Source organism: Agrobacterium sp. S7/73 (genome assembly GCF_019355535.1).
Taxonomy (GTDB): domain Bacteria; phylum Pseudomonadota; class Alphaproteobacteria; order Rhizobiales; family Rhizobiaceae; genus Agrobacterium; species Agrobacterium tumefaciens.
On record NZ_CP072137.1, the window covers coordinates 1,367,186 to 1,377,500 of the forward strand.

At 59.1% G+C, this 10,315-nt stretch carries 6 protein-coding genes (1 of these 6 only partly in view); 5 read left to right on the forward strand and 1 reads right to left on the reverse strand.

Going from position 1 to position 10,315, the window contains the following annotated elements; genetic code table 11:
- The first annotated feature begins 141 nt into the window (after window positions 1-141).
- From ptsP to clpB, 5 genes are all read left to right on the forward strand, one after another.
- Window positions 142-2,409: a phosphoenolpyruvate--protein phosphotransferase gene (gene ptsP, locus J5276_RS21300; RefSeq protein ID WP_004432101.1), complete on the forward strand. Its 2,268-nt coding sequence runs from the start codon at window positions 142-144 to the stop codon at window positions 2,407-2,409.
- Between the two features lie 28 nt (window positions 2,410-2,437).
- Entirely contained in the window at window positions 2,438-3,520 is a 1,083-nt protein-coding gene (gene prfA / locus J5276_RS21305; protein ID WP_013762139.1) for a peptide chain release factor 1, read from the forward strand.
- Window positions 3,517-4,386, forward strand: coding sequence for a peptide chain release factor N(5)-glutamine methyltransferase (gene prmC, locus J5276_RS21310; RefSeq protein WP_111802419.1), 870 nt, complete (start codon window positions 3,517-3,519; stop codon window positions 4,384-4,386). Before prfA ends, prmC begins: the two co-directional genes overlap by 4 nt.
- A 395-nt stretch (window positions 4,387-4,781) precedes the next feature.
- Window positions 4,782-5,588 (forward strand): DUF4167 domain-containing protein, encoded by an 807-nt coding sequence (locus tag J5276_RS21315; RefSeq protein WP_004432110.1) that lies wholly within the window; start codon window positions 4,782-4,784, stop codon window positions 5,586-5,588.
- 371 nt (window positions 5,589-5,959) lie between these two features.
- Window positions 5,960-8,584, forward strand: coding sequence for an ATP-dependent chaperone ClpB (clpB, locus tag J5276_RS21320; RefSeq protein WP_065702986.1), 2,625 nt, complete (start codon window positions 5,960-5,962; stop codon window positions 8,582-8,584).
- Between the two features lie 68 nt (window positions 8,585-8,652).
- Here clpB and J5276_RS21325 read toward each other — a convergent pair whose 3' ends face one another.
- Window positions 8,653-10,315 carry the 3' portion of a M23 family metallopeptidase gene (locus J5276_RS21325; RefSeq protein WP_013762143.1) on the reverse strand. 284 nt of this gene lie beyond the right edge of the window, so only the last 1,663 of its 1,947 coding nucleotides appear in the window; the start codon falls outside the window, past its right edge; the stop codon is at window positions 8,653-8,655.

Below are 10,315 nucleotides of genomic sequence, written 5' to 3' on the forward strand. Positions count from 1 at the left end.
GGGGTTGCGTTTTTCCGATGTGGCGTTTCATGAAAGCGTGTCCCTTGCGGGACGCGCTTCTCGCGCTATAAATTTTTTAAATGACGTTTTGATTCTCGAATATTATGACATTCGGATCGGAAGCGTCGGGGAGCAAACGCGATGAGAGACCTTTCTGCAGGTCCGCGCGTCCTGCTAAAGCGGCTGCGCGAAATGATGGCGGAGCACCTTGAGCCGCAGGACCGTCTGGACCAGATCGTCCGTCAGATAGCCAGCAACATGGTGGCGGAGGTTTGCTCGGTCTACGTGCTGCGTTCCGACAGCGTGCTGGAGCTTTACGCTACCGAAGGTCTCAACAAGGATGCCGTGCATCTTGCCCAGCTGAAAATGGGGCAGGGTCTTGTCGGTACCATTGCCGCTTCCGCCCAACCTCTCAATCTTTCCGATGCGCAGGCGCATCCGGCTTTCCGCTATCTTCCTGAAACCGGTGAGGAAATTTATCATTCCTTCCTCGGCGTGCCGATTTTGCGCTCCGGTCGCACTCTTGGCGTTCTTGTGGTCCAGAACAAGGTCAGCCGAACATACCGGGAGGATGAAGTTGAAGCGCTCGAGACAACCGCGATGCTCATCGCTGAAATAGTGGCGAGCGGTGAATTGAAAAAGATCACCCGCCCCGGTGTGGAGCTGGACCTGACGCGTGCCGTTTCCATTGATGGCGATGCTTATGGCGAAGGCATCGGTCTTGGTCATGTCGTGCTGCATGACCCCCGAATCGTTGTCACCAATCTGCTGAATGAGGATGCCGATACCGAAATCCTGCGTCTTGCCGACGCGATCGGTTCGCTGCGCCTGTCGATCGACGACATGTTGCAGCGCCGCGACGTCCCGACCGAAGGCGAGCATCGCGAGGTTCTTGAGACCTACCGCATGTTCGCCCACGATCAGGGCTGGGTGCGGCGCATGGAAGAAGCTATCCGCAACGGCCTGACGGCGGAAGCTGCGGTCGAGAAAGTGCAGAGCGACACAAAGGCGCGCATGATGCGCCTGACTGATCCCTATCTTCGCGAGCGCATGCATGATTTCGACGATCTCGCCAACCGGCTGCTGCGCCAGCTGATCGGTTTCGGCGGTCGAAGCCCCGAGCATGATTTTCCACTGGACGCCATCGTTCTGGCGCGCGCCATGGGTGCCGCCGAATTGCTGGATTACCCGCGTGAGAAATTGCGCGGCCTGGTGCTCGAAGACGGTGCGGTGACGAGCCACGTCGTCATCGTGGCGCGCGCCATGGGCATTCCGATCATCGGGCAGGCGACGGGCATCGTCGCCCTCGCTGAAAATAACGATCCCATCATCATCGACGGCGATGACGGCCAGGTGCATTTGCGCCCGATGTCGGATTTGCAGCGCGCCTATGAGGAAAAGGTGCGCCTGCGTGCCAAGCGCCAGGAGCAGTTCCGCGCGCTTCGCAATGTCGAGCCGATCACCAAGGATGGCCAGAAGGTCAACCTCAAGATGAATGCGGGCCTTCTCGTAGATCTGCCGCAGCTCGAGGAATCCGGCGCCGATGGCATCGGCCTGTTCCGCACCGAGCTGCAGTTCATGATCGCCTCCAACATGCCCAAGGGCGAGGAGCAGGAAGCGTTCTATAGGTCCGTCTTGCGGCAGGCCAAGGGCAAGAGCGTTACCTTCCGCACGCTGGATATTGGCGGCGACAAGGTCGTTTCCTATATGCGCGGCCAGGAAGAGGAAAACCCGGCGCTCGGCTGGCGGGCGATCCGCCTGTCGCTCGACCGCCCGGGTCTGATGCGCACGCAGATGCGCGCGCTTCTGCGTGCTGCCTCAGGTGCTGAACTACGCATGATGTTGCCGATGGTGACGGAGGTTTCCGAAATCCGCGCGGCGCGCGATCTGCTTCAGAAGGAAGTGCAGCATCTTTCGAAATTCAGCCATGCGCTTCCGAAAAAGCTGCAATTTGGTGCGATGCTGGAAGTACCTTCGCTGATGTGGCAGCTCGATGAGCTGATGCAGGAAGTGGATTTCGTCTCCGTCGGTTCGAACGACCTGTTCCAGTTTTCGATGGCGGTCGATCGCGGCAATGCAAGGGTTTCGGATCGTTTCGACAATCTTGGCAAGCCGTTCCTGCGCATTCTGCGCGATATCGTGCGCGCTGGCGAAAAGCACCACACCTCGGTCACGCTTTGCGGCGAAATGGCAAGCAAGCCACTTTCGGCCATGGCTTTGATCGGCCTTGGTTTCCGTTCGGTTTCCATGTCGCCGACGGCGATTGGTCCCGTCAAGGCCATGCTTCTCGGGCTTGATGCCGCGAGCCTTGCCGATGAGCTGAACGCTGCGCTCGACGATCATAATTCGCTGGAAAGCGCGCGCGAGGTGTTGTTACGCTTTGCCGCGACGCATTCCATTCCCATTTAAAAGACCTGTTTCATAATCGGAGTGACTGGTGGCGAAGCTTCCCGTCGAAAAAATGCGCGAGTTGGAAAGGCGTTTCGGAGAGATCGAAGCGCGGATGTCGGCTGGTCCGGCAGCGGATGTCTATGTGAAGCTGGCTTCGGAATATTCCGAACTTGAGCCGGTGGTGAAAAAAGTCCGCGAATACGAAAAGGCGGTCTCCGAGGCCGCCGATCTGCAGGCGCTGCTTGCCGACAAGACGACCGACAAGGACATGCGCGATCTGGCGGAAATGGAGCTGCCGGAGGTCGAGGCCCGAATCGGCGAGCTTGAGAAGGAAATGCAGGTCCTGCTGCTTCCCAAGGATGCGGCGGACGAAAAAAGCGCCATCCTCGAAATCCGCGCCGGCACGGGCGGATCCGAAGCGGCACTTTTCGCCGGCGATCTGTTTCGCATGTATGAGCGCTTCGCTTCAGCCAAGGGCTGGAAAGTTGAAGTTCTTTCCGCAAGCGAAGGCGAGGCGGGCGGTTACAAGGAAATCATCGCCACGATCAGCGGGCGTGGGGTGTTTTCCAAGCTTAAATTCGAATCCGGCGTGCACCGCGTGCAGCGCGTGCCGGAAACAGAAGCGAGCGGCCGCATCCACACCTCGGCAGCCACTGTTGCCGTGCTGCCGGAGGCGGAGGATATCGATGTCGAAATTCGCCCGGAAGACATTCGTATCGACACGATGCGCGCTTCGGGCGCAGGCGGCCAGCACGTCAATACCACTGACTCCGCCGTTCGCATCACCCATCTTCCGACGGGTTTGATCGTTACCAGTTCTGAAAAGTCGCAGCACCAGAACCGCGCCAAGGCCATGCAGGTTCTGCGTTCGCGTCTTTACGACATCGAGCGCCAGAAGGTGGAAAGCGAGCGTTCAGCCGACCGCAAGAGCCAGGTCGGTTCCGGCGACCGTTCCGAGCGTATCCGCACTTACAATTTTCCGCAGGGGCGGGTCACCGATCACCGCATCAACCTGACCCTCTACAAGCTCGACCGGATGATCGAAGGCGAGATCGACGAGCTTGTCGACGCGCTGATTGCTGATTATCAGGCCGGCCAGCTTGCCCAGCTTGGCGAACAACAGCTTTGAGTGGCGGCGCTGACGGGACCGTTTCGACCGAGCTTGCCGCAGCCCGCAAACGGCTGCAGGCGGCGGGCATCGCCGATCCGCTGCTTGATGCGCGCCTGCTGGTCGCCGACGTTACCGGTTTTTCACTGACCGATTTCGTGATGAAACCGGACCATCCCGTCACCCGGGAAGAAAGCGCCCGCATTGCCGCCATGGTCGAAAGGCGCGCAGGCGGAGAGCCAGTTCATCGTATTCTCGGCCACCGCGAATTTCACGGGCTCGATCTTCTTTTATCGACGGAGACGCTCGAACCCCGCCCGGATACGGAAGTTCTCGTCGATACGCTGTTGCCTGCGTTGAAAAAAATTGTTGCCGACAAGGGCAGTGCGCGCATTCTGGATCTGGGTACGGGCACGGGTGCGATCTGTCTGGCGCTTCTCAAGGAATGTCCGGAAGCAACTGGCGTCGGCAGCGATATCTCCGCCGATGCGCTGGAAACCGCAGCGAAAAACGCTGCCCGAAATGGTCTCGCCTCGCGTTTTGAAACCGTGCGTAGCGACTGGTTCAAAAAAATCTCTGGCAGGTTTGACATAATTGTGTCGAATCCGCCTTATATAAGAAGTGACATCGTCACAACGCTAGACCGAGAGGTTCGCCATCACGATCCGATGGCGGCGCTGGACGGAGGTCAGGACGGCCTTGCACCGTACCGCCTCATCGCTGCCGACGCAGGCCGCTTTCTTGTGGAAAACGGGATTGTCGGTGTGGAGATCGGTTTCGATCAAAGGCTTGATGTTTCCGCTTTATTTGCTTCCCACGGCTTCTCTCTTCTCGACGCCGTGAAGGATTATGGCGGCAACGACAGAGTTTTGACCTTCCGGAGATAGTTGTTCGCGATACGTCTGCGGATTATTTGCAAGGATATTTTGCACAGCAAAAGAAAAGGCTTGGATTTCCGCATGAAGCGGGATAGTTTGCCGCCACATGCCGGGTGGCTGAGGACGAATTTAGATTCGTCAGGGTATGGGTCAGTCCCGAAGCGGGTTCTTTTGAGAACCCTGAAGGCTGGGCGTTTCCGGCATGTGAATCAGTAAACTTTGTTCGCAGGTGGCTCGTTGCAGCATTTTGCGCGACCGGTCGTCATACGCGGGGTCTTGTCTGGGGTTATCTCCAGCAGGGCGCGTAATGGAGCAATTTCAGGAAAAGTTTCCAGCGGTTTTCCGCCCGGAATTGCATGAAAATAACCAGATTGTCAGCAAAACAGAATTCAGGTGAGCAATTGATGAGGCCAGGACAGCAAAACAAGCGCGGCCGGGGGCGTGGAAGCAACAACAACAATAACAATGGTGGCGGTAACAACAACAACTTCAACCGCAAGGGCGGTAACCCGCTCACCAGGACTTATGACAGCTCCGGTCCCGATGTTAAAATTCGTGGCACAGCCCAGCACATAGCGGAAAAATACGCCACCCTTGCGCGGGACGCGCAGAGTGCTGGCGACCGTGTGATCGCTGAAAACTATCTGCAGCACGCTGAACACTACAATCGTATCATCGCCACCGCTCAGGCCCAGATGCAGGAGCGTTTCCAGCGCGACGACCGTGGCGAATACAATGCTTCGGATGCCGACGATATGGATATGAACGACGGTGACGATGGTGCACCGCAGCAGCAGTTCGAACAGCCGGAACGGGTTCAGCAGCCGGAGCGCCAGGAACGGCAGGAGCGCACCGAGCGTTCCGAGCCGCGTCAGGAACGTCGTGAGCGCCCGGACCGCCGTGAACGGCAGGAGCGCCAGCCGCGCCAGCCGCAGGCTTCGGACGAACGGCAGCAGCCGGTATACGACGCCAGCCAGGCGCCTCAGCCCGTCATCGAAGGCACGCCTATGGAAGTGGCCGTCGAGGAACAGCAGCAACAGACGGAAGCGCCAGCGACTGAACGCGCACCAAAGGCACGCCGCGCCACTGGCCCACGCCCGCGTCGCCCGCGCCGCGCCGCAACCGCGGAAGGTGCTGAGGGTGCCGAAGGCGGAGATACGCCAGCCGGTGATGAGGCAACACCTGCCACGCTCGAAAACGCTGCTGAATAAGCAGGGTTTTCAAAATACCACGCGATTGAAAAAACTCCGGCTTGCCGGAGTTTTTTTGTTTTTGGGGTCGGGTGTAAAAGCTTGGGCGCTTTTCGAAGGGGGCAATCGCGGCAAACAGTCGTGACGTTTATCAAGTCCGGCTAAAATTTCCCCGGCAGTCGTTTTCCTCCCCTTTAAACCGATGAAAATGCCTCCCATATTCGTGCGGTAAGGACGGATGCCGCATGCAGCGGTAACCGCCCATCAAGAGGCGGCAATCGTGAAATCTGTAAAACGCGACTGCCGTAGCGGGGCTTGCCTTTGAGGGAGCCTCAACCCAAACACCCGGATCCGTGCCGAAAGCGGGCGGGCCGGTATATGGAGGTTCGACTATGAATATTGAAAAATACTCCGAGCGCGTTCGCGGTTTTCTGCAATCGGCGCAGACGTTTGCGCTTGCGGAAAATCACCAGCAGTTTTCTGCCGAACATGTGCTGAAAGTTCTGCTTGATGACGAGCAGGGCATGGCGGCATCGCTGATCGAGCGGGCTGGCGGCGACTCCAAGGAAGTGCGTCTGGCCAACGATGCGGCACTGGCGAAATTGCCCAAGGTTTCCGGCGGCAATGGCGGCCTTTCCCTCACGGCTCCACTTGCGAAAGTGTTCTCGACTGCGGAAGAACTCGCGAAGAAGGCTGGTGACAGTTTCGTCACCGTCGAGCGTCTTTTGCAGGCGCTGGCGATCGAAAACTCTGCTTCCACCTCGGCGTCCCTGAAAAAGGGCGGCGTGACGGCGCAGGCGCTCAATCAGGTCATCAATGAAATCCGCAAGGGCCGCACGGCTGACAGCGCCAATGCCGAACAGGGCTTCGACGCGCTGAAGAAGTTCGCGCGCGACCTGACGGAGGAAGCCCGCGAAGGCAGGCTCGACCCGGTGATTGGCCGTGATGACGAAATCCGCCGGACAATTCAGGTGCTTTCACGCCGCACCAAGAACAATCCCGTGCTGATCGGTGAACCCGGCGTCGGTAAAACGGCGATTGCCGAAGGTCTTGCGCTGCGCATCGTCAATGGCGATGTGCCCGAAAGCCTTAAAGACAAGAAGCTTATGGCGCTGGATATGGGTGCGCTGATCGCTGGCGCGAAGTATCGCGGCGAGTTCGAGGAGCGTCTGAAGGCGGTACTGAACGAAGTGCAGGCGGAAAATGGCGGCATTATCCTGTTCATCGACGAGATGCACACGCTGGTCGGTGCCGGCAAGGCCGATGGCGCCATGGATGCGTCCAATCTGCTGAAGCCCGCTCTTGCCCGAGGTGAACTGCACTGCGTTGGCGCCACCACGCTGGATGAATATCGCAAGCACGTGGAAAAGGATCCTGCCCTTGCCCGTCGTTTCCAGCCGGTTCTCGTAGATGAGCCGACCGTTGAGGACACGATCTCGATCCTTCGCGGCCTGAAGGAAAAATACGAACAGCACCACAAGGTCCGCATTTCGGATTCGGCCCTGGTTGCAGCTGCAACGCTTTCCAACCGTTACATTACCGACCGGTTCCTGCCCGACAAGGCAATCGACCTGATGGACGAAGCCGCTTCGCGCCTTCGCATGCAGGTGGATTCCAAGCCGGAAGAACTGGACGAACTGGATCGCCGGATCATTCAGCTCAAGATCGAACGCGAAGCCTTGAAGCAGGAGACGGATCAGTCATCCGTCGACCGCCTGAAGAAGCTCGAGGACGAACTGGCCGACACCGAAGAAAAGGCCGATGCCCTGACGGCCCGCTGGCAGGCGGAAAAGCAGAAGCTGGGCCATGCCGCAGACCTCAAGAAGCGGCTGGACGATGCCCGCAACGAACTGGCAAGTGCCCAGCGTAACGGCCAGTTCCAGCGCGCCGGTGAATTGACCTATGGCATCATTCCTGGCCTCGAAAAGGAACTGGCTGCAGCGGAAGCGCGTGACAGCACCGGTGCTGGCTCGATGGTTCAGGAAGTGGTGACGGCGGACAACATCGCCCACATCGTTTCCCGCTGGACCGGCATTCCTGTCGACAAGATGCTGGAAGGCCAGCGCGAGAAGCTGCTGCGCATGGAAGACGATCTTGCCAAGTCCGTGGTCGGGCAGGGCGAGGCCGTTCAGGCCGTTTCCAAGGCGGTTCGCCGTTCGCGCGCCGGTCTTCAGGATCCGAACCGGCCGATCGGCTCGTTCATCTTCCTCGGCCCGACGGGCGTGGGCAAGACCGAGCTGACCAAGTCGCTCGCCCGGTTCCTGTTCGACGACGAGACCGCGATGGTTCGCCTCGACATGTCGGAATTCATGGAGAAACACTCCGTTGCCCGGCTTATCGGTGCGCCTCCCGGCTATGTCGGTTACGAAGAGGGCGGTGCGTTAACGGAAGCGGTTCGCCGCCGGCCCTATCAGGTCGTGCTGTTTGACGAGATCGAGAAAGCGCATCCGGACGTGTTCAACGTCCTGTTGCAGGTGCTGGATGATGGCCGCCTGACGGATGGTCAGGGCCGCACCGTCGATTTCAAGAACACCATCATCATCATGACTTCGAACCTCGGTTCGGAATTCATGACGCAGATGGGCGACAATGACGATGTGGATTCGGTTCGCGACCTGGTGATGGAACGGGTCCGGTCGCATTTCCGGCCGGAATTCCTCAACCGTATCGACGATATCATTCTCTTCCATCGCCTGCGGCGCGACGAGATGGGTGCGATCGTGGAGATCCAGCTCAAGCGCCTCGTCTCGCTTCTGGGTGATCGCAAGATCACGCTCGAACTGGATGAGGATGCCCGCAACTGGCTTGCCAATAAGGGTTACGATCCGGCCTATGGCGCACGTCCGCTGAAGCGGGTGATCCAGAAGACGGTTCAGGACAGGCTTGCCGAAATGATCCTCGGCGGCGAGATCCCGGACGGGTCGCGGGTCAAGGTGACCTCTGGCACCGACCGGCTGCTTTTCAAGGTCAAGCCCCCAAAGGGTGAGGCCGAGACTGAAACCGCTGATGCGGCATAAAACGAAAGGGCTCCGGTAACGGAGCCCTTTTTCGTATAGCGGTCCCTCTGGTCACGAGGCCCGGCGGACTAACGGCTCGCCACCTGATTGGGTTTTTCTTCGATGTTGAGTAGATTGTCGATCCGCTTTCTCTCGTCGGAGAACCGCGCGAGCGCTACGCCGGAAAGCGATTTGCCGCCAGGCAGACGCACTTTCATCGCGTCCACTTTCGTGCCGTTAACGATCAGCTCGTAATGCAGATGCGCGCCGGTCGAAAGGCCGGTCGAACCGACATAACCGATTACCTGGCCCTGCCGGACCTTTGAACCCTCGGTGACACCCTTGGCGATGGCGCTCTGGTGGTTATAGGAGGAGACGTAGCCATTGGCGTGGCGGATCAGGGTCTGGTTGCCGTAACCGGAGGCCCAGCCGGCCTTTTCGACAGTGCCGTTGCCTGTCGCGATTATCGGCGTGCCGCGGGCTGCCGCCCAGTCGGTGCCGGTATGCATGCGGCTGAATTTCAAAACCGGATGGCGGCGCATGCCGAAACCTGATGTCATACGACCGTTCGGAACCGGGTTGCGCAACAGGAACTGCCGGATGCTCTTACCGTTCTCGTCGAAATAGTCGATGCTGTTATCGTCCGGGTTCTGGAACCGGTAAAACCGCGTCTCGTTATCGCCGAACTTGGCGTTGACGTAGAGCAGTTCGGACTTGTCCGTCGCCTTGCCATCCGCATCTTCCACGGAGAAGAAGGCCTCCAGCGTATCTGCCGGTTTCAACTGCGCCTGAAAATCGACGCTGCTGGCCAAAAGCTTGATGAGCTGGGAGACCATGCCCTGATTCATGCCATAGGCCAGAGCCGCCCGGTAAACGCCATCGTAGACGCTGGGCAGATCGCGGCCGGCGGCCGGTGCCGGGGTGCTGTCAAAGGCCGTCGCCACCGCGTCGAGCTTCGGCGGTTCGCTGGCCTTGATGAAATTCTTGCGATCGTCTACGGCCATGGTGACCATGTGGCGACCCTTGCGGTAAAGGCTTACGCGTACGATGTCGCTTTTGTCGTCTTCCTGAATAATGCCGACGCGGAGCACATCGCCGCTTTCGACATTGTTCGACTGGAGTTGCGGTGACAACAGGCCAGCGATTTCGGAGGATTGCGCCTTCGAATAACCCGCGCCGAATAAAGCGGCTTCGATGGTTTCGGTCTGGCGGGCAGGGATAACGTCGTCGGCATATTCCTTGACCGGAACCGAGGGCGATTGAGGGGTCGAAACCGACATATTCTGTTCGACGACACGGGCGGCAAGACCGGCGGTGATATCGACATCACCCTCATCATTATCGAAACGACGGGGGTCGATGTAATAGAGCGCTGCAAGCTGCTCGTTACCATCTGTCAGGATCGAGCCGTTCGAGCGCACTGCCTCCTCCACCTCGTCGAAGCTCAGGGAGCCGGCGAAGGGATACTTGGAGTGCTGGATAGGAAAGGCGACCGTTTTCAGGCTGACTTCGGATTCGACCTCGGAGCCGTAGATTGTGCCCGTGCGGCTCGGCGCCGGCGCCGGGGCGTCCTTGTCGTCACCGCTTGCGAAAATGTTCAGGGGATCGAAGGCGGGATAATCGTCCTGTTTGGCGTAGTTGGACGCCAGCGGAATTTTGACGTGGGAGAAGGGAACCTTGCGGACCACTTCCTTGTCGCCCTCGTTGATAACGGTGGAGACTTCCATGATCGACCGGTCCGAGGGCCGGGCC